The following is a 23,261-nucleotide window of genomic DNA, read 5'->3' on the forward strand; positions in this document are numbered from 1 at the left end:
CCACTGGTCGATCGAAGCTCGATGATGGCACGGCACCGGAGGCCGCGTTGACCGGCGGCGCATCCCGATGCCATCACGTGATCAGGCTGTAACCGGTCGTTCGACCACGGCCAGAGCCAGCCGTGGGAGTTCCCCGCGGTCCGCCGCCGCGCCGCTCAGCCAGTGCACCCGCGGATCGCGCCGGAACCAGGAGTCCTGGCGGCGCGCGAAACGTTTGGTGGCGCGTACGGTCTCGGCCCGGGCCTCCGCTTCGGTGCACTCCCCGGCGAGCGCGGCGAGCACCTGCTGGTAGCCCAGCGCGCGCGAGGCCGTACGGCCCTCGCGCAGTCCCCGCGCCTCCAGCGCACGCACCTCGTCCACCAGCCCCGCCTCCCACATCCGGTCGACGCGGAGCGCGATGCGCTCGTCGAGCTCGGGGCGGGCGACGTCCACGCCGATCTGCACGGTGTCGTAGACGGAGTCGTGGCCGGGGAGGTTCGCGGTGAAGGGCTGCCCGGTGAGCTCGATCACCTCCAGGGCGCGGACGATGCGGCGGCCGTTGCCGGGCAGGATCGCGCGGGCGGCGTCGGGGTCGGCGGCGGCCAGGCGGGCGTGCAGCGCTCCGGAGCCGCGCAGCGCCAGCTCCTCCTCCAGACGGGCCCTGATCACGGGGTCGGTGCCGGGGAACTCGAGGTTGTCGACGGCTCCGCGTACATACAGCCCTGAGCCGCCCACCAGGATCGGCCAGCGGCCCTCGGCGAGCAGCGCGTCGATCCGCGCGCGGGCCAGTTTCTGGTACTCGGCGACCGACGCGGCGGCCGTCACGTCCCAGATGTCCAGCAGGTGGTGCGGGACACCGGCCCGCTCCTCGGGCGTCAGCTTGGCGGTGCCGATGTCCATCCCTCGGTACAGCTGCATGGAGTCGGCGTTGACGACCTCGCCGCCGAGTCGCTGGGCCAGGAATACGCCGAGATCGGACTTTCCGGCCGCTGTGGGGCCGACGACGGCGATGACGCGGGGGGCGGGGGGTGCGCTGCTCACCGCACCAGTCTCGCAAACCCCACGGCCGCGCCTCGAACGAGTTACGTGACGGCACGCGTCCCGGTTCGTTGCACCGAGATACCGCCCGCTCGGTCTTTGGAGGCGGTGACCCGGGTGGCGCAAACGGACGCACCGCTTGACGCGGGATTACGCCCGCACGAGTAACGTATGGAGTGGTTATGGGCGTTTTTGCACGGCTTCTCGGCAGGTCGAAGGCGAAGCAGGAGGCGTCGGCCGCTGAGGGGCGCGGCGGCGACACGCCGGCAGAGGCCGCGGCGCCGGAGGCGGTCGAGGGCGCGGAGCCGGCGGAGGCGACGGGCTCGTCCGAGGACGGGCATGAGGGCGCGGCGGTCGGGGCGGACGCCTCGGGAACCCGCGTGGCCGAGGATGCCGAGACTGCCGAAGGCCCGGAGATCCCCAAGCAGCAGTCCGCGGACGAGGCCGCCGACAGCGAGGCCGGCGAGGGCGCCCGCAGGTGACCGTCCCCGTCAGGGAAGGTGGAGCATGGGTCTCTTGGAGAACATGAAGGCCAAGCTGGGTCCGGCCAAGGACAAGGTGTCGGATCTGGCGAGCCGGCACGGGGACAGGGTGCAGCACGGCATCGACAAGGCCGCTCGTGCCGTGGACGAGCGGACCAAGGGCAAGTACACCGACCGGATCCACGCCGGTACGGGCAAGGCGAAGGAGGCGATGGACCGCCTCGCGCACAAGGAGGAGCCGCACGTCAGCGGTGCGAAGCCCCCGGCCCGGCCGGAGGGCCCGCCGCCCACCTCCTGAACGGCACACGGCTCGCCGGACGGCCGCGGAGCACCATGCCTCCCGGCCGTCCGCCGTTCCATGCCCGCGGCCCTCGGCAGCCCGGGGCGGCCCGCTCCGGGGCCTACGACCAGGTGGCCACCAGGTAGCCCACCCCGTAGGGCGCATCGTCGTACAGCAGGGCGCCCTCCAGGCCCGCGCCCTCCGCCGCGCCCGCGAGGACCTGCCAGGGCGCGCGTCCCGAGGCCTTGAGCTCGTATGCCAGCCCGGCGTCCAGCTCCCGGAGCGCCGCCACGTCCGCCGTGCCCAGGGCGCGCGCCACCGCGGCGTCGAAGGGGGCCGCCCGCTCGTCGAGGTAGCCCGGTGCCTTGAGGGTGCGGCAGGCGCTCGCGTCTCCCATCACCAGCAGCGCGACCCGCCCGGCCCGGGCGCCCAGCTCCCTGCCGGTCTCCACGCACCGCTCGGGTTCGAGCGGTTCCCCGACGCCGAGTCCCTCGATCGGGGCGTCCGCCCAGCCGGTGCGCTCCAGCAGCCAGGCCGCGACGGCCAGCGACGGCGGCAGCTCACGCTCGCCGGCGGCGTCCGAGGCGGGGCCGAGCCGTACGGCGACGTCGACGCCGAAACCGCGGAAGGACCCCCGGGCGCCCTGCGGGTGCCATCCGCGCCCGCTCCGCTCGGCGGGCCCGACCACCACGAGCGCGTCGGGGCGGGCGGCGGCGAGCACTCCGAGCGCGTCGGCGCACGCCGCGCGCGCGGGGTCCAGTTCCGGTGCGGCACCCGCGGCCACCTCGGGCACGAGAAGCGGCGGGCAGGGACAGACAGCGGCGGCGACAAGCATGACCGGCAGAGTAACGCCGTCCGGAGACGGAGCGTTACCCCACGCCGCGCCCCACGCCGGCCTCCGGACCTCCCGGGCCGGGCCCCGGGTCGATCCGCACGCCGGCCGGCTTCCGTGCCGCGCCGGCCGGCGTCAGTGCCGCTCAGTCGCAGCCGCAGCCGCTCGCCGCGGCGGGCAGCGGCGCCGGGACGCCGATCTTCGGCAGGCCGAGCAGCACGCCCGCCGGCTTGGCGGTCTCGGCGGCGTTGCGCTTCTCCCAGGCGTCGCCCGCGCGCGTGCGGCGCACGTCGAGGACGGGGCCCTCGGCGAGGAGGTGGTGCGGGGCCGCGTAGGTCACCTCTACGGTGACGACGTCACCGGGGCGCACCTCCTGCTCCGGCTTGGTGAAGTGGACCAGGCGGTTGTCGGGGGCCCGGCCGGACAGCCGGTGGGTCGCGCCGTCCTTGCGGCCCTCACCCTCGGCCACCATCAGCTCGAGCGTGCGGCCGACCTGCTTCTTGTTCTCCTCCCAGGAGATCTCCTCCTGAAGGGCGACCAGACGCTCGTAGCGGGCCTGGACGACCTCCTTGGGGATCTGGTCCTCCATGGTCGCGGCCGGGGTCCCGGGCCGCTTGGAGTACTGGAAGGTGAACGCCTGCGAGAAGCGTGCCTCCCGGACGACGTGCAGGGTCTGCTCGAAGTCCTCCTCGGTCTCGCCGGGGAAGCCCACGATGATGTCGGTGGTGATCGCCGCGTGCGGGATGGCGGCGCGCACCTTCTCGATGATGCCGAGGTAGCGCTCCTGCCGGTACGAGCGGCGCATCGCCTTCAGGACGGTGTCCGAGCCGGACTGCAGCGGCATGTGCAGCTGCGGCATGACGTTCGGCGTCTCGGCCATGGCGGCGATGACGTCGTCGGTGAAGTCGCGCGGGTGCGGGGACGTGAAGCGCACCCGCTCCAGGCCCTCGATGTTCCCGCAGGCGCGCAGCAGCTTGCTGAAGGCCTCGCGGTCGCCGATGTCCGAGCCGTAGGCGTTGACGTTCTGGCCCAGCAGCGTGATCTCGGAGACGCCCTCGCCGACCAGGGCCTCGACCTCGGCGAGGATGTCGCCGGTGCGGCGGTCCTTCTCCTTGCCGCGCAGCGCCGGAACGATGCAGAAGGTGCAGGTGTTGTTGCAGCCGACGGAGATCGACACCCAGGCCGCGTACGCGCTCTCGCGCCGCGTGGGCAGCGTGGAGGGGAAGGCCTCAAGGGACTCCGCGATCTCGACCTGCGCCTCCTCCTGGACGCGGGCGCGCTCCAGCAGGACGGGCAGCTTGCCGATGTTGTGCGTACCGAAGACGACGTCCACCCAGGGCGCCTTCTTCACGATGATGTCCTGGTCCTTCTGCGCCAGACAGCCGCCGACCGCGATCTGCATGCCGGGTCGCGAGGCCTTCTTCGGCGCGAGCCGGCCGAGGTTGCCGTACAGCCGGTTGTCGGCGTTCTCACGCACCGCGCACGTGTTGAACACGACGACGTCGGCGTCCCCGTCCGATCCCTCGGGGGCGCGCACGTAGCCGGCCTCCTCGAGCAGCCCGGACAACCGCTCGGAGTCGTGGACGTTCATCTGGCACCCGTAGGTGCGCACTTCGTAGGTCTTCGGTCCCTGGACGTCCACTGCGAGGCTCCGGTCGCTGCTGCTGGTCATGGGTCAAGGGTAGGTGCTCGCCGAAGGGCCCCTTCACTCGTCCGCCACACGTACGACGGCCAGCGTGATGTTGTCGGGGCCGCCCGCCGTGATGGCGGCCTTCCACAGTTCGAAGGCCACCCGGCCGTCGTCGTGCTCCCGCATCACCTCGTCGAGTACGTCGTCCGGCAACGGATCGGTCAGGCCGTCGGTGCACATCAGGCAGCGGTCGCCGGGCGACAGCCCCCGAGTGGTCACGTGGGCGCGGACGGGACGGTACGCGGGGCTGCCGCCCAGGCACTGGGTGACGAGGTGGGTGCGTCCCCACGCGGAATCCGGCGGGGGGCGGTCGTCGACGCTCAGCAGCCGCAGTCCGTCCCGGTCAGCCGCGTAGACCCGGCTGTCGCCCACGTTGAACACCAGCAGCGAGCCGGGCCTCAGGACGACGCCGGCCAGGGTCGTGCCCATGGTCGCGAACTCGCCTCCCGCGTCGCCGCCGGCGGCCGCGTGGATGGCGCGGTTGCAGTCGTCCACGGCCTCGCGGACGGCGTCCTCGCCGTTCAGTCCGGGACCGGCGGCCGCGATCCGGCGGGCCACCAGGGCGCTGGCCACATGGCCGCCGGGATGACCGCCGAGTCCGTCGGCCACGGCGACGACGAGCGGTGTGCCGAGTGGGAAGACCAGGGTCTGCGGGTTCTCGGTGACCGTGGCGCACAGGGTCCACGGTCCGGCGACGAGGCTGTCCTCGTTGCGGTCGCGGACCAGCCCGGGATGGCTCAGCGCGGTCACCACCGCGTACGGCATGGCATTTCACCGCCTTCACCCAGGGGGCGGGGCCTCCGATGTCCCGCCCGCGGGGAGACCGGACGAGGCCGGACGAGCCGGATGCGGGCAAGATCCTCGCTCTCAAGCCTAGGCGTTCTCCCGGCCCCGCTCATCGTCGTCGCCCACCGGCCGTCCCGGTCCGGGGCACGACGGCGCACGCCCGCACACCGCGGGCGTGCGACACCTCCGGATCGCCCGTGAGCTCCGGCCGCCGACGTCGGGCCGCGAGGTCGGACCGCGGGTGTCGGACCGCAGGCGTCAGGCCGCGCCGTCCGCTGCCCAGCCCTGGCGGCGCAGCACGGCCGACACGTCCGGCGCCCGGTAGTGCTCCCCCTTGAGGACCTTGCCGTCGGCACGCCGGGCGACCTGGCCGTCTGGGCCCAGCTTGCTCATGTTGGCGCGGTGGATCTCGGCGATCACCTCGTCGAGGTCGATGCCGTGGACCAGCGCGGTGCCGTACGCCACGTACACCACGTCGGCCAGCTCGTGCGCAAGGCGGTCAAGCGGACCTTCGACCGACACCTCGGCGACCTCCGCGGCCTCCTCGGCGAGCAGTTCCCCGCGGTGCGCGGCCAGTGCGGGAGCCACTTCGGTGGGCGTGCTGTGCGCGTCGAGGCCGAAGGCGAGGTGGAATTCGCGGACGAGACGGGCGGGCGAAGTGCTCATGCGGCGACTCTAACGGCCGCCACCGACAGCCCCCGCCGTGTGCCGCCGCACCCCGCGGTGACCCCGGCCCTGGTCAGCCCCGCGGGCGGCTGGCAGGATCGCCCGCATGTCCAAGGTGTTCCCACGTAACAGCAGGCGCCGGGCGCTGCAGAGCGCGGCCGCCGGCGCCGTGGCCCTCGGGCTGCTGCTGTGGTGGCTGCTGCCCCTGGGCGAGAAGCCGCCGAGCGGGTCGATCGTCTTCAGTACGGGCACCTCCCGCGGGGTCTACGAGGAGTACGGCGAGCGGCTGCGCAACGAGCTGGCGAAGGACATGCCCGGCCTGAAGGTGAAGCTGCTGAACAGCGCCGGTTCGCAGCAGAACGTGCAACGGGTGGCGACGGGAGACGCCGACTTCACGATCGCGGCGGCCGACGCGGTGGGGACGTACGAGCAGCGGCACCCCGGCTCGGCCGGCCGGCTGCGCGGAGTGGCCCGGCTGTACGACGACTACGTGCAGCTCATCGTGCCCCGTGATTCGGAGGTCGACAGCGTCGCGGACCTGCGGCACAAGCGGGTGGCCACCGGCCTGCCCGACTCCGGGGTGCGGCTGATCGCCGACCGGGTGCTCAGGGCCGCCGGCATCGACCCGCACAAGGACGTCACGCCGGTGTCGGAAGGCATAGACACCGGGCCCGCCCGTCTCGCCCAGGGCAGGATCGACGCGTTCTTCTGGTCGGGCGGGCTGCCCACGAAGGGGCTGGAGGGACTGGCCAGGAAGGGCGCCTTCAAGTTCGTGCCGATCGACGGCGACCTCGTCGCCAAGTTGCACGCGGGCGACGAGGCCGGGCGGTACTACCGGGCCACCAACATTCCCGAGTCGGCGTACGCGCGCGTGCAGCACGGCTCGACGGTGGCGACGATCGCGGTGTCCAACGTGCTGATGACCCGCGCGGACATGGATCCCCGGCTGACGGAGTGGGTGACGCGTACGGTGATCAAGAGCCGGGACGACATCGGCGCCCATGTCCACTCGGCGCAGCTGGTCGACCTGCGCACCGCCATCTACACCGATCCGCTGCCCCTGCAGGAGGGCGCGCGGCGCTACTACCAGTCGGTCAAGCCGTAGCGGGCGGCTTCGCGCGGGGCCCGGCAGCCCGGCCGGTCCGGGGGGTCTAGCGCGGCTCGGCGTGCCGCGGCACCGTGACCGTGACCGTCAGCCCCCGCGGCTCGTGGTGCGCGCAGCTGATCGAGCCGCCGCCCGCGGCGAGCAGGGCGCGGGTGATGGACAGGCCGAGCCCGGAGCCCTTGACGTTCTGGTGGCGGCCGCTGCGCCAGAAACGATCGCCCACGCGCGTGAGTTCCTCATCGGTGAGGCCGGGCCCGGTGTCGCTGACCCGGACGGTCGTGCTGTCGCCGTTGGATGCCACGGTGACCTCGACCGTACCGTCCTCGGGCGTGAACTTCACGGCGTTGTCGATCACCGCGTCCAGCGCGCTGGACAGGGTGATCGGGTCGGCCCAGCCGGTCGTCGGCGGGCAGTCTCCGGTGAGCCGGACGCCCTTGGCGTCCGCGGTCGGTGCCCAGGCCGCCACCCGCTCCTCGGTGAGCGCGCCGACGTCGGTCAGCCGGAGGTCGGCCTCGGCGTGCTCGGCCAGCGCCAGGTCCAGCAGGTCGTCCAGGACCTGAGCCAGGCGCTTGCCCTCGGTGCGGACCGAGGCGATCTCCGCGTTGCCCTCCGGTAGTTCCAGGGCGAGCAGTTCGATGCGCAGCAGCAGCGCCGACAGCGGGTTGCGCAACTGGTGCGAGGCGTCGGCGACGAAGGCGCGCTGCTGCTCCAGGACGTCCTCGACGTTGTCCGCCATCTCGTTGAACGATCGGGCCAGCCGTCTGAGTTCCGGAGGTCCGCCGCCGACCGCGACCCGGGACTTCAGGCGCCCGGTGGCGATGTCGTGCGTGGTGGCGTCCAGGATGCGCACCGGTCTGAGCACCCAGCCGGTCAGCCGCAGCGCCGCGCCGACGGCGAGCAGCATCGCGGCGACCTCGCCGGCCCCGATGACCAGCCAGCCGCGCAGGATGCGCGAGCGCAGCTGTCCGGTGGGCGAGTCGGTGACCACGACCGCCACCACGTCCCCGTCGCGGATCACCGGTGAGGCGACGACCAGCCGGCCGCGCTGCCAGGGCCACACCTGCCGCGGGTCGTGGCTGCGGCGGCTGAGCAGCGCCTCGTCGAAGGCGTCCCGCACCTCCCCTGTCCGCGGTAGGAGCCAGTCGCCCGGGGCGTTGGCCATGGCTGCGTCATTGCTGTAGAAGACGCCGGCGCGGATGCCGTAGACGCCGTGGTAGCTGTCGAGTTCGCGGCGCAGGGTCTGCCGGCGCTCGTCCGTGGTGGACGGCCGCGACGCGGTGGGGACGTCGGTGACGAACTGGGCGAGCGCGGCGAAGCGCGCGGTGTCGTCGATCCGGTCGACTACGACCTTCTGCTGCTGGGCGGCGGCCAGGCTGACGGCGAGCGGCACGCCCAGGGCGAGGAGTACGGCCGCCATCAGGACGATGAGCAGCGGCAGCAGCCGGGTGCGCACCCGTCCCCGCTACGCGGCCGGGGCGACGAGCCGGTAGCCGACGCCTCGTACGGTCTCGATCAGCGCGGGCATGCGCAGTTTGGCGCGCAGGGAGGCGACGTGCACCTCCAGGGTGCGACCGGTCCCCTCCCAGCTGGTGCGCCAGACCTCGCTGATGATCTGCTCCCGCCGGAAGACCACGCCGGGCCGCTGCGCGAGGAGCGCGAGCAGGTCGAACTCCTTGCGCGTCAGCTGGATCACCGCACCGTCCACGCTGACCTGGCGGGTGGGCAGCTCGATGTGCACGGACCCGAGCCGCAGCGCGCTCCCGGCGTCCGGCGCGGGTTCCTCGTGCACGCTGCGCCGGCTGACGGCGTGGATCCGGGCGAGCAGTTCTCCGGTGTCGTACGGCTTCACCACGTAGTCGTCGGCGCCCAGGTTGAGCCCGTGGATGCGGGAGCGGACGTCGGAGCGGGCGGTGACCATGATCACCGGCGTGCCGGTGCGCTTGCGGATCTTGCCGCAGACCTCGTAGCCGTCCTGGTCGGGCAGGCCCAGGTCGAGCAGGACCACCCCGAATCCCTCGCCCTCGGGAACGAGCGCCTGGAGGGCCTCCTCGCCGCTGCGCGCGTGGGTGACGTCGAAGCCGTGCCGCGCGAGGACCGCGGACAGGGCCGCGGCGACGTGGTTGTCGTCCTCGACGAGCAGCAGTCTCATCGCCGCCCCCTCCGGGTCAGTGGTCGTACGGTCATCGTTCTCGTTCGGCTTGTATCTCATGTGCACACGCGCGTGCACGATGGAAGTCACGCCGATGGACAAGGACGGCGTCAAGAGGGTTCCGGTTGCCTGCCGCTTCCGTTATGCGCCCGATACGTGGCACAGAACGCAAGTGCTACGACACGTGTCCGATTGCTATCGGATCGTGATGCTCAGATTCCCCTCAGATGTGATGACGCTGGTCACGGGGCCTCACTACTGTCCACCGAAACCGAGGAGGACGGAGCCCGAGAGCGATGACCGAAGTATCGGTGGCCAAGGAAGACGTGGCCGCGACCGACGAACTGGTCGTCCTGAAGAGCGTCAACAAGCACTTCGGCGCGTTGCATGTGCTCCAGGACATCGACCTGACGATCGCCCGCGGCGAGGTCGTCGTGGTCATCGGGCCCTCCGGGTCCGGGAAGTCGACCCTGTGCCGCACCATCAACCGGCTGGAGACCATCGACTCCGGCACCATCACGATCGACGGGAAGCCGCTGCCCCACGAGGGCAGGGAGCTGGCCCGGCTGCGGGCCGACGTCGGCATGGTCTTCCAGTCCTTCAACCTCTTCGCGCACAAGACCGTGCTCGAGAACGTGATGCTGGGCCAGACCAAGGTCCGCGGGACGGACAAGAAGCAGGCCGAGGAGAAGGCCCGCGCGCTGCTCGACCGGGTCGGCGTGGGCACCCAGGCCGACAAGTACCCCGCGCAGCTCTCCGGTGGCCAGCAGCAGCGCGTGGCCATCGCCCGGGCGCTGGCGATGGGCCCGAAGGTCATGCTCTTCGACGAGCCGACCTCGGCCCTCGACCCCGAGATGATCAACGAGGTCCTCGAGGTCATGCAGCAGCTCGCCCGCGAGGGCATGACGATGATCGTGGTCACCCACGAGATGGGCTTCGCGCGATCGGCTGCCAACCGGGTGGTCTTCATGGCGGACGGCCGCATCGTCGAGCAGGCCGCGCCCGAGCAGTTCTTCAGCGCGCCGCGCAGCGACCGGGCCAAGGACTTTCTGTCGAAGATCCTGCACCACTGACCGCGCGGAGCCCGCGCGCCCTGACGTTCCGGGGTCGCCCCACCCTCACCGGCCTCGTTCTCTCACCACGCAAAGGATGTTCACCATGAAGCTCCGCAAGGTCACCGCCGCCTCGGCCGCCGTACTCGCCCTCGCCGTGGGTGCCACCGCTTGTGGCGGCGGCAACTCGGACAGCGGTTCGGGCGGCGGCAAGAAGATCAAGATCGGCATCAAGTTCGACCAGCCGGGTCTCGGCCTGAAGGAGCCGAACGGTTCCTTCTCCGGCTTCGACGTGGACGTCGCCACCTATGTCGCCAAGGAGCTCGGCTACAAGCCGAACGAGATCCAGTGGGTGGAGACCAAGAGCGCCGACCGCGAGAACGCGCTCGCCCGGGGTGACGTGAAGTTCATCGCCGCCACGTACTCGATCACCGACGAGCGCAAGCAGAAGGTCGACTTCGCCGGCCCGTACCTGCTGGCCCACCAGGACCTGCTGCTCAAGAAGGACTCGAAGATCGCCAAGGGCACGGACCTCAACGGCCAGAACCTGTGTTCCGTGACCGGTTCGACCTCCGCGCAGAACGTCCAGAAGACGATCGCCCCGAAGGCGAACCTGAAGGAGAACAGCACGTACTCGGAGTGCATCGCCAGCCTGCAGAGCGGCGCGGTGGACGCGGTCACCACCGACGACTCGATCCTCGCGGGCTTCGCGGCGCAGGACAAGTACAAGGGTCAGTTCAAGCTCGCCGGTCTGAAGCTGAGCAACGAGAACTACGGCGTCGGCGTCAAGAAGGGCGACGCCGCGACCCTGGACAAGATCAACAAGGCGCTGGAGAAGATGGTCAGCGACGGCTCCTGGCAGAAGGCCGTGGACAAGAACTTCGGCCCGGCCGACTACAAGAACGAGCAGGCCCCGAAGATCGGCCAGATCGTCAAGTAACGCGGAACTCCGCCGGCGCTCACTCCGGCGGGTGACGCAGGGTTCCCGTGGCGCGCCGCCGCTTCGAGCGGTGGCGCGCCCCGCCCTCCACGTACGCCACACACCCGGAAGCGCGGGAGATCGTGTTCGACTTTCTTCAAGGTTATGACGTCCTAGGGGCGTTCTGGACGACGGTGCAGCTCACCCTCCTCTCCGCCGTCGGCTCCCTGGTCTGGGGCACCCTGCTGGCAGCGATGCGAGTCAGCCCGGTCCCGCTCATGCGCGGGTTCGGCACGGTCTACGTGAACATCGTCCGGAACATCCCCCTGACGATCATCATCCTCTTCACCTCGCTGGGTCTCGCCGACATCTTCCGGGTGACGATGGGCGCCTCCGACTTCAAGGTCCAGGGCTTCCGCCTCGCGGTCCTCGGTCTGATCGGCTACACCGCCGCCTTCGTGTGCGAGGCGATCCGCTCCGGCATCAACACCGTGCCCCTGGGCCAGGCGGAGGCCGCCCGGGCGATCGGGCTGAACTTCACGCAGACCCTGCGCCTCATAGTGCTGCCGCAGGCGTTCCGCGCGGTGATCGGCCCACTGGCCAACGTCCTGATCGCCCTGACGAAGAACACCACCGTCGCGGCCGCCATCGGCGTCGCCGAGGCCGCGACCCTGATGAAGACGATGATCGAGAACGAGGCCCAGACGCTGGCGATCGGCGCGGTCTTCGCGCTCGGCTTCGTGGTTCTGACCCTGCCCATGGGCCTGCTCATGGGATGGGTCGGCAAGCGACTGGCGGTGAAGCGATGAGTTCCGTCCTCTACGACACTCCGGGGCCCCGCGCCAAGCGGCGCAATGTGCTGGTCTCCGTGGTCTTCTTCGTCCTGCTCGCCGCGCTGGCCTGGTGGGTCTGGGGGGTGCTGGACGACAAGAACCAGCTGCGCTGGGCGCTCTGGCAGCCGTTCACCACCTCCCAGGCGTGGACGACCTATCTCCTGCCCGGCCTCGTCAACACCTTGAAGGCGGCGGCGCTGGCCATGGTCATCGCGCTGCCGCTCGGCGCGGTCTTCGGCATCGCCCGCCTGTCCGACCACCGCTGGGTGCGGAGCGTGGCGAGTGTGGTCGTCGAGTTCTTCCGGGCCATCCCGGTGCTGCTGCTGATGCTGTTCGCCAACGAGTTCTTCAGCCGCTACACGCAGGTCACCAGCGACGACCGGCCCTTCTACGCGGTGGTCACCGGCCTCGTGCTCTACAACGCCTCGGTCCTCGCCGAGGTCGTCCGGGCCGGCATCCTCGCCCTGCCGAAGGGGCAGACAGAGGCGGCCTACGCGATCGGTCTGCGCAAGGGGCAGACGATGACCAGCATCCTGCTCCCCCAGGCGGTCACCGCCATGCTGCCCGCCATCGTCAGCCAGCTCGTGGTCATCGTGAAGGACACCGCGCTCGGCGGCGTGATGCTCGGCTTCGCGGAGCTGCTCAGCGAGCGTGGCACGCTCGCGGCCAACTACGCCAACGTCATCGCCAGCTTCGTCGTCGTGGCGGTCATCTACATCGTCCTGAACTTCGCCCTGACCTCCTTCGCGAGCTGGCTGGAGGGCCGGCTGCGGCGCAGCAAGCGCGGCACGGGCGCCGTTCTCGGCGCCGAGGACATGGAGGAGCTCAACCCGGCGGCGGTGGGCGGCAGCTTCGGCACCGGAAAGGCCGTCTGACCGATCGTCACGTCACCCGTACGGCCCCCGGAGGCAGTGGCATGATCGCCACTGCCTCCGGTCGCTTGACGCAAACTCTGCCAATGGGTTGCATACATTCTGTGATCGTGCACCCTGCTCCAACCTTCTGTTCACACACATCCCCGAGGGCACCGCTGCGGGCAGGGGGCGCCGCGCCGTGGACCCGGTGATCATCGTCGGAGCGGGGCCCGTCGGGCTCACGCTCGCCCTGGCGCTGGCCCGTCAGGACGTTCCTTCCGTCGTCCTGGACGAGGGCCCGGGCAAGGACGAACCGCGCCCGGCGCGCACCGTCGTACTGCGCGAGGACACGGCAGCCTTGTTGGAGCGGCTGACCGGGACCGCGCTCGGCGACCAGGGGACGAGGTGGACCGGATTCCGGTCGGTGCGACGCAAGCAGGTGACGGCTGAGACCACCTTCGACGCCGCGGCCCCCGCCCCGCTGCACATCGCCCAGCACCTGCTCACCGGCGCCCTGCGCACGGCCATCGCGGACGAGCCGCTGGTCAAGGTCGCCGCGGACAGCAGGCTCGACTCGATGGAGCAGGAACGCTCCGGCGTCACCGCGCACACCCGCGGCCCCAGCGGCACCTGGTGGCGGGGCAGTTACCTGGTCGGCTGCGACGGTCCCCGCTCGACGGTGCGCAAACTGCAGGACATCCGGTTCCCGGGCCGTACGGCGGTGGAGCGCCACGCGGTCGCCGCGCTGCGCACGGAACTTCCGTGGGAGGGTCAGGCGTTGCTCCACCGGATGCCGCCTTGGCGGCAGTCCGGGCCCTCGGCCGGGGAGGTGACCGCCCGCCCCCTCCCGCACGGCGTGTGGCGCCTGGACTGGCTGCTGCCGCCGGGCAAGGACCTGGTCACGCCCGAGCTGCTGGTGGCCCGGATCCGCGAGACTCTCGCGGCCTGGACGGACGGCCCCACTCCGCCGTACGACCTGCTCGACACCGGTGTCCACACGGTGCATCACCGGCTGGCCCGGCGCTGGCGGGCGGGCCGGGTGTTCCTGGCCGGGGACGCGGCCCATCTGCTCGGCGCGCTCGGCACCCAGGGGCTCGACGAGGGGCTCCGGGACGCCGACAACCTCGCCTGGAAGCTGGCCCCGGCCTGGCACCACGGGCATCACGAGACCCTGCTCGACAGCTACCAGACCGAACGCCGCGCGGTGGTCGCCGCCCGGCTGCGCGCCGCCGACCAGGTGCTGCCGGTGCTGCGCGGCGGTGGCGGGCTGCGCCACATCGTCCCCGGCACTGCCCGCGGCCACGACGCGCTGCTCACGGACGGTCATCTGGGGCGCGGCCCGCTCGGTGCGCCGGGGGCGTACGCTGGCTCACCGCTCGCGCCGGTGCCTCTGGAGGGCGAAATCCCGGTCGAGACCGCGCCGGGCGCACCGGTCACGGATGTGCGCGTCACGGCGGAGGATGGTTCCTTCGTACGGCTGCGCGACCGGCTGGGCCGCGGCACGCTGCTCGTCGTGCTCATCGCGCCCGGTACCGGTGTGTGGGACCGCAAGCACTGGGTGTCCGCCGGGGTCATGCCCCGGCTCGCCGCCGCGGTGACCGCGCTTCCGCATCCGGCGGAACTGCTGGTCGCCGAGGAGTACCCGGGTGCGCCGGCGCACAGCGTGCTGCTCGTGCGCCCCGACGGCCACCTGGTCACCGCGCTGAGCGGAGTCCGCCCGGCCGACCTGTACGCGGCAGCGGAGGCGGCCGTGGGCGGCGCGGCCAAACAGGAGGCGGAGGCGAGCTCCGGCGTGCGCTGACCAACGGCTCCGTCACGCGCCGTCCGCATGGTGACGGTGAGTTGACCGGCGTCCGGCAGCATGCTGTACTCCGGATCGTGACCGACACCTGTGTGCGCCTGTGGCGGAGGGTCCATATGGACCTCGTCCGCTATGCGGGCTGCGTGTGTCGCCCGTCCTGCTGAATTTCGCTCCCTTTTTCCCGGGCGCCGCCGTGCGCCCGTTTCGGCGAACCTTCCTCAGGACGGTGTACGTGTCCCTCTCCCCCACTGCCTCCGCATCCCTGGCTGCCGGCTCCCCTTCTGGCTCACCCTCCGGCGCCGCCTCCTCCTCCGCGCCCCCTGCCGCAGCCGGTGCCGCCGGTCAGGTGCCGACCCAGGCGGACCTCCTCGACTTCGCGCGGCGTACGGCCGCCGACGGCGAGCTGATCTCCTCGCTCCCGCTCGACCCGGAGGGCCGCACCTGGGTGCGCCTCGAGGGTCCAGGCGGCAGCGAGGCCTGGCTGATCGGCTGGCCGCCCGGCAGTGGCACCGGCTGGCACGACCACGCCGACTCGGTCGGCGCCTTCGTCACCGCTTCGGGCGAACTCAAGGAGCACTCACTGGCGGCCCGGCTCCCCACCGACGGCTGGAAGAGCCTGGAGCTCGCCGAGGACGTGGACCGCGAGCGCCGGCTGTCCGCCGGGCAGGGCCGCGCCTTCGGCCACCACCATGTCCACGAGGTCCTCAACGAGTCCCCGGACCGGCACGCCATCTCGGTCCACGCCTACTACCCTCCGCTGCCGCGGATCCGCCGCTACAGCCGTACGGGCCGGGTGCTGCGCCTGGAGCAGGTCGAGCGTCCGGAGGACTGGCAGTGAGCGGCGACCCGTCGGCACAGCCGGCCGGCATCGACGAGTTGCTGGAGCGGGTCCGTGCGGGCTACCGGCGCATCGAGGCGCGAGCGGCGCACGAAGCGGCGCGCACCGGTGATGCCCTGCTGGTCGACATCCGGTACGCGGCCCTGCGCGAACGGGACGGACTGATCCCCGGCGCGCTGGTCATCGAGCGCAACGAACTGGAGTGGCGCCTCGATCCCCAGGGCAGCCACCGGGTTCCCGAGGCCACCGGCCATGACTTGCGTGTCGTCGTCATCTGCAACGAGGGCTACGCCTCCAGTCTGGCGGCGGCCTCCCTCCACCAACTGGGCCTGCACCGGGCGACGGACCTGGTGGGCGGCTTCCAGGCGTGGCGAGCGGAGGGACTGCCCGTGGAGCCGGCGCCGGGCTGAGCGGGCCACCGCCGGGAGGCGCCCCGCGGGCCTTCGCCGGGGGCGACCTCAGGCGGCGGCCCGCAGCCGCCGCCTTTCGCCCTACTCCTTCGCGGTGGCCACCGTCACCGCCCTGACCCGAAGCGCCGCACGCCCGGGAAGGGCACTGGCGGTGAGCGCCAGGAGCGCGGCCACCGCGACGACGGCGACATACAGCAGGGGCGTGACCGCGGGGGCTGCCCGGCCCGTCATGCCGAGGCTGAACGCGGTGAGCACGGCGAGGGAGATGCCGCTGCCGAGCGCGGTGGCGAGGAGCAGCACGGACAGCGCCTCCGTGCGGAGCATGCGCAGCACCTGGCGGCGGGTCGCTCCGGCGAGACGGAGCAGGGCGAACTCCCGGACACGCTCCGCGACCGACATGGCGAGGGTGTTGACGACCGCGATGGCGGTGAACGCCAGGACCAGTCCCATGGCCAGGTAGTTGACCTCGGCGTTCGCCTGCTGCCGTTCGGCCTGGAGTGAGTCGGCGGCGGCCGGCGAAAGAACTTTCAGACCCGGGAACTCACGGAGCGTAGTCGCGAGTTGTGTCTTTGTACGGGTCGTGCCGACGAGGACGGAGGAGGCGAGCGGGTTGTCCATGTGGCGGGCCAGGAGGTCGTGGGCGAACGTGAGATCGCCGAAGCCGAGACCCCGGGCGTAGACGGCGGCGACGGTGAGCGTCGCGGGCGTCCCGTCGCCGAGCGTCAGTTTCAGGCTGCTTCCGGGCTTCAAGTGATGCTGATCCGCGGCCAGTCGGCTCACGGCGACGGTGCCGGGAGCGAGGTCGGCGAGGGAGCCGGCGGTGACCTGCGGATCCCAGGTGCGGTTGAGACCGGCCGGGGTGACGCCCTGGGCGGGGTACTTGTCGAGGCCGACGCGGACGGTGGTGCGCACCACCTCGGTGACGATGTCGTGCCGGGCCCGCAGCAGCCGCGCGGCCTCGTCCGGGACGCCGGGTCCCTGGGCGGCGACGACCCAGTCGGCGGTGACACCGTCGCGCGTCTGGGCCCGGGCGGCGCCGCCGAGGGTCGACTGGACGAACAGAACGGTGCAGGTCATGCCGATGAGCAGGGTGAGGGGGGTGACGACGGAGGCCATCCGGGCGGCGTTGCCGCGCAGATTGGCAGTGGCGAGCCGCCCGCCGTGACCGGTGAGCCGCAGCGGTACGGCGAGCAGCAGCGCGGCCGCTTTCACCAGGAGAGGACCGAGCAGAGCGACGGAGGTGGACAGCACGACGACGGCGAGGAAGGTCACGGGGGTCGAGGCGGGCTCGCTGCGCAGGGCGGTGAGGACGGCGACGAGGACGATGCCACCGGCGAGGAGGAGCAGACCGGCGGTGATACGCCCCCAGGCGGGCCGACCGCGCTCGGCCCGGGCCTCGGCCAGGGCTTCCGCCGGCCGGATCCGGGCGACCCTGCGGGAGGCGATCCGGGCCGCCGCCCACGCGCCGAGCAGGGTTGCGGCGAGCCCGGCGAACGGCGGGAAGACGCTGGTGGTGTGCTGAAGCGTGTCGGGTACGGCGCCCAGGGCGACGAACCTGGAGTGCAGCAGACCGCCCAGCGGCAGCCCGAGGAGAGCCCCGAGGGTGCCCGCCGCCGCGCCGACGATCAGCGCCTCCCGACCGAGCAGCTTGCGGACCTGCCCGGGGGTGGCGGCGATGGCCCGGAGCAGGGCGAGTTCGCGGTGGCGCTGCTGGACGGTGAGTGCGAAGGTGCCGACGACCACGAGCACCGCCACCAGCAGCGAGGTGCCGCCCATCGCGCCGCCCATGCTGACCAGCCGGGTGCGAGCGGCGGCCGCGTCCAGGAACTCGACGGGACCGCGGGCGTCACCGGTACTGACCTGAGCGGTGGTGCCGTGCAGCGCCCGTGTCACGGCCTGTCGCACCGTCTCCGGGTCGGTGCCCCTGGCCGGGAGAACGCCGAATGCGCTGACCTGCCCGGGGTGTGCGGCCAGCCGTCGAGCTTCAGCGGTGGAGAAGAACAGGGAGGTCTGGTGGCGCACGGGCGTGGCCGGAGTGGCGATACCGGTGATCCGGTAGTCGCGCGGCGACCGCGTCGACTGCACGGTGAGATGGTCGCCGGGCCGGAGGCGGGCGCGGGCGGCGAGATCGTGGTCGATGACGAGATCACCGGTGGCCGTGGGCGCGGTACCGGCGGTGAGCCGGTACGGGGTCAGCGCGGCGGATTCCCAGGCGTGCCCGTAGGCGGCCCGGCCACCGGTGCCGGCCGGGCTCAACGGCTGTGCGATGAAGGTCAGTTCGGGCACGACGCGGGCGGCGCCGGGAGTGCGGGCGAGGGTCGTTCCCAAGTCGGCGGACAGCCAGGCGCGTTCGGCGACGGGTTTCGCCTTGTGCTTGACCTTGGTCTTGCCCTTCTTGTGTTTCACGGTGGTGCGGTGGACGTACTGATCGGCGGAGACCACGACGGGAGCGGCGGCATAGCGCTCGGTGCGGATCGAGCCGCGCAGGCCGGTGTCGAGCAGGGTGCCGCAGGCGGTGATCAGAGCGGCCGCACACATGAGGGCGAGGAAAGCGCCGAGGAAGCCCGCCTTGCGGGCGCGGACGGTCTTGAGGGCGTAACGCAGCAGCATCGGGCGGGCTCTTTTCTGTTGTGCGTCCCGGTTGTCCGTGCGCCGTCCGGCCTCGGCGTCAGCCGGGGTCCGGGGCGTACGTACACCCTGGCCCGCGCGGGGTGGCCGGAGCACTGCGGTGGCCAGGCGTCTTGGGCGGGGGCTAACCCCACCCCGGCACGCGGCCGGTGGCGCTCGATGGCCGGGCGCCCGCCGCCGTCAGAAACCCTCGCCTTCGAGGAACTCCGTTTCCTCGCCCTCTTCCTCCAGGGCCTGGCGGACGACGCGCAGGGCCATGCCCTCGGGGTATCCCTTGCGAGCGAGCATGCCCGCCAGGCGCCGGAGCCGCTTGTCGCGCTCGAGGCCATGGGTGGCCCGCAGCTTGCGGGCGACGAGTTCCCGGGCGGTCTCCTCCTCCTGCTCGGAGTCGAGCTGGGCGACGGCCTCGTCGATCAGCGTGGAGTCGACGCCCTTGGTGCGCAGTTCGCGGGCGAGTGCACGGCGGGCGAGTCCCCGGCCGTGGTGCCGGGACTCCACCCAGGCTTCCGCGAACGCGCCGTCGTCAATGAGCCCGACCTCCTCGAACCGCGAGAGCACCTCCTCGGCCGCCTCCTCGGGGATGTCCCGCTTGCGCAGGGCGTCCGCGAGTTGCTTGCGGGTGCGCGGGGTCCCGGTGAGCAGGCGCAGACAGATCGCCCGCGCCCGCTCGACCGGGTCCCCCGAAGACTCCCCCCGCTCGGCCCTCGACGAGGCAGGGGTGCCTTCGTCCTCACCGGTCGGCTCCCCGAAGCCGCCCCGCCGGCGGCCGCGCCCACGGCCGCCCCGTGATCCCCCGGGCCTCCCCGGGCCGTCGGTCCCGTTCGTACCGTCCCCGTACAGCTCGCCGCCCGGGTGCCTGCCGCCGCCCTCGTACCCTCCGAGTCCCCCGTTCCCTTCTCTGTCGCCCCCGTACCCGTCGTCGCCGGCCGTGGCGGAGCCGAGGTCGCCCCCGGTGCCCCTGCCCCGCGGGGCATCGGGGTCGGCGTACTCGTACTCGGCCCAGTCGGTTCGTCGTGTCACGGGTCAGCTCTTGGCTGCGGCGGCCTTGGGCTTGGTGGCCTTGGTGGCCGCGGGCGCCGTCTTGGCGGTGTCGTCGGCGGGGGCGGCGACCGCCGCGTCCGCGCCCGGCTCGGCGGAGGGCTTCTCCGGCCGGACACCCACGCCCAGCTTCTCCTTGATCTTCTTCTCGATCTCGTTGGCCAGGTCGGGGTTGTCCTTCAGGAAGTTGCGCGCGTTCTCCTTGCCCTGGCCGAGCTGGTCGCCCTCGTACGTGTACCAGGCGCCGGCCTTGCGGACGAAGCCGTGCTCCACGCCCATGTCGATCAGGCCACCCTCACGGCTGATGCCCTGGCCGTAGAGGATGTCGAACTCGGCCTGCTTGAAGGGCGGCGCGACCTTGTTCTTGACGACCTTGCAGCGGGTGCGGTTGCCCACCGCCTCCGTGCCGTCCTTCAGGGTCTCGATGCGGCGGATGTCGATGCGCACCGAGGCGTAGAACTTCAGCGCCCGGCCACCGGTCGTGGTCTCCGGGGAGCCGAACATCACACCGATCTTCTCGCGGAGCTGGTTGATGAAGATCGCGGTGGTCTTGGACTGGTTGAGCGCGCTGGTGATCTTCCGCAGCGCCTGGCTCATCAGACGGGCCTGCAGACCGACGTGGCTGTCACCCATCTCGCCCTCGATCTCCGCACGCGGGACCAGCGCCGCCACGGAGTCGATGACGATGAGGTCCAGGGCGCCGGAGCGGACCAGCATGTCCACGATCTCCAGAGCCTGCTCGCCGTTGTCGGGCTGGGAGAGGATCAGGTTGTCGATGTCGACGCCGAGCTTCTTCGCGTACTCGGGGTCGAGGGCGTGCTCCGCGTCCACGAACGCGACCTGGCCACCGGCCTTCTGCGCGTTGGCCACGGCGTGCAGGGTCAGCGTGGTCTTACCGGACGACTCCGGTCCGTAGATCTCCACCACACGGCCGCGGGGCAGGCCACCGACGCCAAGAGCGACGTCGAGCGCGGTCGAACCGGTCGGGATGACCTCGATGGGCTCCATCGACCGCTCGCCCATGCGCATGACAGCGCCCTTGCCGAATTGTCGTTCAATCTGTGCGAGCGCGGCGTCGAGCGCCTTCTCGCGGTCGGTTCCTGCCATGGGTTCCACCCGGTTTGCTTGAGTCGATCGCTTCACGTCAAAGACGCTAACGCCTGCCACTGACAATGCGCCCCGACGCAGGCCTGGCCTGTGGATAACCCGGGAACACACCCCATCCAAAGCGGACAAAATCCCCGTCCGGAGCCTCGCCTGAACTTCCATAAGAATGGATGTTCGATTTTAGTGTCAAGCGCACCACGCGGGGCCGCGGAGGGCCGCCGGCGGTGCGTACCGCTACGAGGACTCCTGCGAATCGGGCCGCCGCTCCCACAGCAGCCGCATGCGCGCGAACGCGCCGGGACGGCCCGGATCCCGCCGGCGGTGTCCGTGCACTCGCGGATCGTCCGTGACGGTGTACCGCTTCACGTACGCCCCCAGGAAGGCCTGCAGCGTGGCGACCGCGGGGATGGCGATCAGCGCGCCGACCGCGCCGAGCAGCGCGGTGCCCGCGATCACCGAGCCGAAGGCGACGGCCGGATGGATGTCCACGGTCTTGGAGGTCAGCTTGGGCTGCAGCATGTAGTTCTCGAACTGCTGGTAGACCACGACGAAGACCAGCACCCACACCGCGTACCAGGGGTTCACGGTGAAAGCGATCAGCATCGGCAGCGCGCCCGCGAGATAGGTGCCGATGGTCGGGATGAACTGCGAGACCAGCCCCACCCAGACGCCGAGCACGGGCGCGTACGGCACGCCCAGCGCCTCGAGCAGGATGTAGTGCGCGATCCCGGAGATCAGCGCCATGAGGCCGCGCGAGTAGAGATAGCCGCCCGTCTTGTCCACGGCGATCTCCCAGGCGCGCAGCACCTCGGCCTGGCGCGCGGGCGGCAGGACGGAGCAGAGGGCCCGGCGCAGCCGGGGGCCGTCGGCGGCGAAGTAGAACGAGAACAGCCCGACCGTCAGCAGCTGGAAGAGGCCGCCGAGCACCTGGGCGGACACGTCGAGCACGCCGGCCGCGCTGTTCTGGGCGTACTTGCGCAGCCAGTCGGAGTGCAGCAGACCCTCCTGGACGTCCACGCGTCTGAGCTCCATGTGGAACGTCTCGTTGATCCAGTTGATCACCGAGTCCAGATAGCCGGGGAAGCCCTCGACCATCTTGATGATCTGTCCCGCCAGCATCGACCCGAGCAGCGTGACGAAGCCCGCCGCGACGATCGTCAGGCCGAGGAAGACCAGGAAGGTCGCGAGGCCCCGGCGCATGCCGTGGGCGGCCATCCAGCTCACCGCGGGCTCTATGGCGAGCGCGAGGAAGAACGCGATCAGGATGTTGATCAGCAGTCCGGTCAGCTGGTGGAAGGCCCAGCTGCCCAGCTGGAACGAGGCGATGAGCGCGAGTGCGAGCACCATGGCGCGCGGGAGCCAGCGCGGCATGCGGCGACCGGGCCGCTCGGCGGCGCCGTCGTCGTCGGCCGGGCGCCGGGCGGGCGGCGGCGTAGCGGTCGGGGAGGCTGCGTGCCGGACGGCCGGCTCATTGTCGTCAGTGGGTGCCACGCACCCAGTCTCGCCCACGCCGCCGACAGCCAGGACCGTCCGGAGTCCTGGTGTCGTCTCAGTGCCTCTCCCCGGGCACGTTCATGACCGAGCAGACCACGCGCCACACGTCCTTGGCGTCCCAGCCTGCGTCCAGTGCCTCGTGCACCGTGCGCCCGCCCAGCTCCGTCATCACGTGGTCGCGCGCGAAGGTGTCGGCGTACCCCGGACCGAAGTGTTCCGCCATCCGCTGCCAGAAGACCGTCAACCGCATGACTCCAGTATCCCGCCCCTGGGGGTGGGGCCCGCCGGGAGGCGCCTGCCGAGACCGCTTTCCGTCCTACGGTCTGTCGCATGGCCGAATCAGGAGCTTCCCCACTCCCCCCAAAGCCCCCGGCGCGCTCCCCGCTCTTCCGCGCCGAACAGTTCGTCTGGCTCACCGCGCGCGTGCTGGAGCAGCGGCTCTTCGCCTACCACTTCCTGAACGGCGCCGCCGAGCCGGTGGAGGCCGCGCTGAACGCCTACCGCAACGAGGACGGCGGCTACGGTCACGCGCTGGAACCGGATCTGCGCGGACCCGTGAGCCAGCCCCTGCACACCGCTCGCGCGCTGGGCGTCCTGGACGCCATCGGGCGCTGCGGGGGGCAGCGGGTGGAGCGGGTGTGCCGTCATCTGACCGCCGTCTCGACCGCGGACGGCGCGCTGCCGGCGGTCGATCCCGGCCAGCGCGGCTACCCGGTGGCACCGTTCGTCCCGGTCGTGGACGACCCGCCCGGCGAGCTGCTCGCCACCGGCCCCGTGGTGGGGCTGCTGCACGGCAACGAGGTGTGGCACGCCTGGCTGTTCCGGGCCACCGACTTCTGCTGGCAGGCGGTGGAGTCCCTGCGGACGTCCCACCCCTACGAGGTGCACGCCGCGGTGGCCTTCCTGGACTCCGTGCCGGACCGTCCACGCGCGGAGGCGGCGGCCGACCGGCTCGGCCGCCTGGTGCGCGAACAGCGGCTGGCGGCACTGGACCCGGACCGGCTCGACGCGTACCCGGTCGCGCCCGGGTACGCCCCCGGCGAGCACCACTTCCCGCACGACTTCGCGAGGAGCCCGCGGTCACTCGCGCGCGCGTGGTTCACGGACGAGGAGATGACGCGCTCCCTGGACCACCTCGCCGGATCGCAGCAGGAGGACGGCGGCTGGCCCGTCCGCTGGCGCCAGTGGGCACCGGCCCCGACGCTCGAGGCGCGGCCCATGGTGACGATCGAGGCGCTGCGCACCCTCAGGGCGTACGGCCGCTTCGTGGGCTGAGCCGC

The 23,261-nt window shown here is 71.8% G+C and carries 24 protein-coding genes; 12 read left to right on the forward strand and 12 right to left on the reverse strand.

The window, feature by feature from the left end; all coding sequences use genetic code 11:
* Positions 1-81: 81 nt before the first annotated feature.
* Complete coding sequence (gene miaA, locus ACZ6B1_RS32025) at positions 82-1,020, reverse strand: tRNA (adenosine(37)-N6)-dimethylallyltransferase MiaA (RefSeq protein ID WP_468784147.1); 939 nt, start codon at positions 1,018-1,020, stop codon at positions 82-84.
* A 179-nt stretch (positions 1,021-1,199) separates the two neighbouring features.
* Here miaA and ACZ6B1_RS32030 point away from each other — a divergent pair, with 179 nt between their 5' ends.
* Both ACZ6B1_RS32030 and ACZ6B1_RS32035 read left to right on the forward strand, forming a co-directional pair.
* Positions 1,200-1,499, forward strand: a complete 300-nt coding sequence (locus tag ACZ6B1_RS32030) for a hypothetical protein (protein ID WP_468784149.1) — start codon at positions 1,200-1,202, stop codon at positions 1,497-1,499.
* Between the two features lie 25 nt (positions 1,500-1,524).
* Positions 1,525-1,797, forward strand: a complete 273-nt coding sequence (locus ACZ6B1_RS32035) for an antitoxin (RefSeq protein ID WP_468784151.1) — start codon at positions 1,525-1,527, stop codon at positions 1,795-1,797.
* Positions 1,798-1,900: 103 nt separating this feature from the next.
* Here ACZ6B1_RS32035 and ACZ6B1_RS32040 read toward each other — a convergent pair whose 3' ends face one another.
* The 4 genes from ACZ6B1_RS32040 to ACZ6B1_RS32055 all read right to left on the reverse strand — a co-directional run bounded on the left by ACZ6B1_RS32040 (position 1,901) and on the right by ACZ6B1_RS32055 (position 5,753).
* On the reverse strand, positions 1,901-2,614 hold the full coding sequence (locus tag ACZ6B1_RS32040) for a class III extradiol dioxygenase subunit B-like domain-containing protein (protein ID WP_468784153.1): 714 nt from the start codon (positions 2,612-2,614) through the stop codon (positions 1,901-1,903).
* A gap of 142 nt (positions 2,615-2,756) precedes the next feature.
* Positions 2,757-4,283: a tRNA (N6-isopentenyl adenosine(37)-C2)-methylthiotransferase MiaB gene (gene miaB / locus ACZ6B1_RS32045; RefSeq protein ID WP_468784155.1), complete on the reverse strand. Its 1,527-nt coding sequence runs from the start codon at positions 4,281-4,283 to the stop codon at positions 2,757-2,759.
* A gap of 33 nt (positions 4,284-4,316) precedes the next feature.
* Entirely contained in the window at positions 4,317-5,066 is a 750-nt protein-coding gene (locus ACZ6B1_RS32050) for a PP2C family protein-serine/threonine phosphatase (RefSeq protein ID WP_468784157.1), read from the reverse strand.
* 279 nt (positions 5,067-5,345) lie between these two features.
* On the reverse strand, positions 5,346-5,753 hold the full coding sequence (locus ACZ6B1_RS32055) for a pyrophosphohydrolase domain-containing protein (RefSeq protein WP_468784159.1): 408 nt from the start codon (positions 5,751-5,753) through the stop codon (positions 5,346-5,348).
* 106 nt (positions 5,754-5,859) lie between these two features.
* Between ACZ6B1_RS32055 and ACZ6B1_RS32060 the strand changes: the two genes are divergently transcribed.
* Positions 5,860-6,858: a TAXI family TRAP transporter solute-binding subunit gene (locus tag ACZ6B1_RS32060; RefSeq protein WP_468784161.1), complete on the forward strand. Its 999-nt coding sequence runs from the start codon at positions 5,860-5,862 to the stop codon at positions 6,856-6,858.
* 46 nt (positions 6,859-6,904) lie between these two features.
* Here the strand turns inward: ACZ6B1_RS32060 and ACZ6B1_RS32065 are convergent, their stop codons facing one another.
* Together ACZ6B1_RS32065 and ACZ6B1_RS32070 are read right to left on the reverse strand one after the other, a co-directional pair.
* Positions 6,905-8,311 carry a sensor histidine kinase gene (locus ACZ6B1_RS32065; protein ID WP_468784163.1) on the reverse strand — a complete coding sequence of 469 codons (1,407 nt, stop codon included), beginning with the start codon at positions 8,309-8,311 and terminating at the stop codon, positions 6,905-6,907.
* Between the two features lie 9 nt (positions 8,312-8,320).
* Entirely contained in the window at positions 8,321-9,007 is a 687-nt protein-coding gene (locus tag ACZ6B1_RS32070; RefSeq protein WP_468784165.1) for a response regulator transcription factor, read from the reverse strand.
* 296 nt (positions 9,008-9,303) lie between these two features.
* Here ACZ6B1_RS32070 and ACZ6B1_RS32075 point away from each other — a divergent pair, with 296 nt between their 5' ends.
* From ACZ6B1_RS32075 to ACZ6B1_RS32110, 8 genes are all read left to right on the forward strand, one after another.
* Positions 9,304-10,080 (forward strand): amino acid ABC transporter ATP-binding protein, encoded by a 777-nt coding sequence (locus tag ACZ6B1_RS32075; protein ID WP_468784167.1) that lies wholly within the window; start codon positions 9,304-9,306, stop codon positions 10,078-10,080.
* 85 nt (positions 10,081-10,165) lie between these two features.
* Positions 10,166-10,999 carry a glutamate ABC transporter substrate-binding protein gene (locus ACZ6B1_RS32080; RefSeq protein ID WP_468784169.1) on the forward strand — a complete coding sequence of 278 codons (834 nt, stop codon included), beginning with the start codon at positions 10,166-10,168 and terminating at the stop codon, positions 10,997-10,999.
* A gap of 122 nt (positions 11,000-11,121) precedes the next feature.
* Entirely contained in the window at positions 11,122-11,787 is a 666-nt protein-coding gene (locus tag ACZ6B1_RS32085) for an amino acid ABC transporter permease (protein WP_468784234.1), read from the forward strand.
* Complete coding sequence (locus tag ACZ6B1_RS32090; RefSeq protein ID WP_468784171.1) at positions 11,784-12,686, forward strand: amino acid ABC transporter permease; 903 nt, start codon at positions 11,784-11,786, stop codon at positions 12,684-12,686. Before ACZ6B1_RS32085 ends, ACZ6B1_RS32090 begins: the two co-directional genes overlap by 4 nt.
* Before the next feature lie 178 nt (positions 12,687-12,864).
* A complete protein-coding gene (locus ACZ6B1_RS32095; protein WP_468784173.1) occupies positions 12,865-14,466 on the forward strand; it encodes an FAD-dependent monooxygenase in 1,602 nt (533 codons plus the stop codon).
* Positions 14,467-14,582: 116 nt separating this feature from the next.
* Positions 14,583-14,630, forward strand: a complete 48-nt coding sequence (locus ACZ6B1_RS32100) for a hypothetical protein (RefSeq protein WP_309506048.1) — start codon at positions 14,583-14,585, stop codon at positions 14,628-14,630.
* Between the two features lie 182 nt (positions 14,631-14,812).
* Positions 14,813-15,304 carry a cupin domain-containing protein gene (locus ACZ6B1_RS32105; protein WP_468784175.1) on the forward strand — a complete coding sequence of 164 codons (492 nt, stop codon included), beginning with the start codon at positions 14,813-14,815 and terminating at the stop codon, positions 15,302-15,304.
* Positions 15,301-15,714, forward strand: coding sequence for a rhodanese-like domain-containing protein (locus ACZ6B1_RS32110; RefSeq protein ID WP_468784177.1), 414 nt, complete (start codon positions 15,301-15,303; stop codon positions 15,712-15,714). The genes ACZ6B1_RS32105 and ACZ6B1_RS32110 overlap by 4 nt, the downstream gene beginning before the upstream one ends.
* Before the next feature lie 81 nt (positions 15,715-15,795).
* On the opposite strand, the gene ACZ6B1_RS32115 is transcribed toward ACZ6B1_RS32110, so the two are convergent.
* The 5 genes from ACZ6B1_RS32115 to ACZ6B1_RS32135 form a co-directional block, all read right to left on the reverse strand.
* On the reverse strand, positions 15,796-18,324 hold the full coding sequence (locus tag ACZ6B1_RS32115; protein ID WP_468784179.1) for an FtsX-like permease family protein: 2,529 nt from the start codon (positions 18,322-18,324) through the stop codon (positions 15,796-15,798).
* A gap of 198 nt (positions 18,325-18,522) precedes the next feature.
* Positions 18,523-19,362, reverse strand: a complete 840-nt coding sequence (recX, locus tag ACZ6B1_RS32120) for a recombination regulator RecX (protein WP_468784181.1) — start codon at positions 19,360-19,362, stop codon at positions 18,523-18,525.
* A gap of 3 nt (positions 19,363-19,365) precedes the next feature.
* Entirely contained in the window at positions 19,366-20,487 is a 1,122-nt protein-coding gene (recA, locus tag ACZ6B1_RS32125) for a recombinase RecA (protein ID WP_468784183.1), read from the reverse strand.
* 234 nt (positions 20,488-20,721) lie between these two features.
* A complete protein-coding gene (locus ACZ6B1_RS32130; protein ID WP_468784185.1) occupies positions 20,722-21,978 on the reverse strand; it encodes an AI-2E family transporter in 1,257 nt (418 codons plus the stop codon).
* A 58-nt stretch (positions 21,979-22,036) separates the two neighbouring features.
* Complete coding sequence (locus tag ACZ6B1_RS32135) at positions 22,037-22,231, reverse strand: DUF3046 domain-containing protein (protein ID WP_351669671.1); 195 nt, start codon at positions 22,229-22,231, stop codon at positions 22,037-22,039.
* An 80-nt stretch (positions 22,232-22,311) separates the two neighbouring features.
* Between ACZ6B1_RS32135 and ACZ6B1_RS32140 the strand changes: the two genes are divergently transcribed.
* A complete protein-coding gene (locus ACZ6B1_RS32140; RefSeq protein ID WP_468784188.1) occupies positions 22,312-23,256 on the forward strand; it encodes a hypothetical protein in 945 nt (314 codons plus the stop codon).
* Positions 23,257-23,261 lie beyond the last annotated feature (5 nt).

The sequence above is a fragment of the Streptomyces sp. NPDC041129 genome (assembly GCF_055592265.1).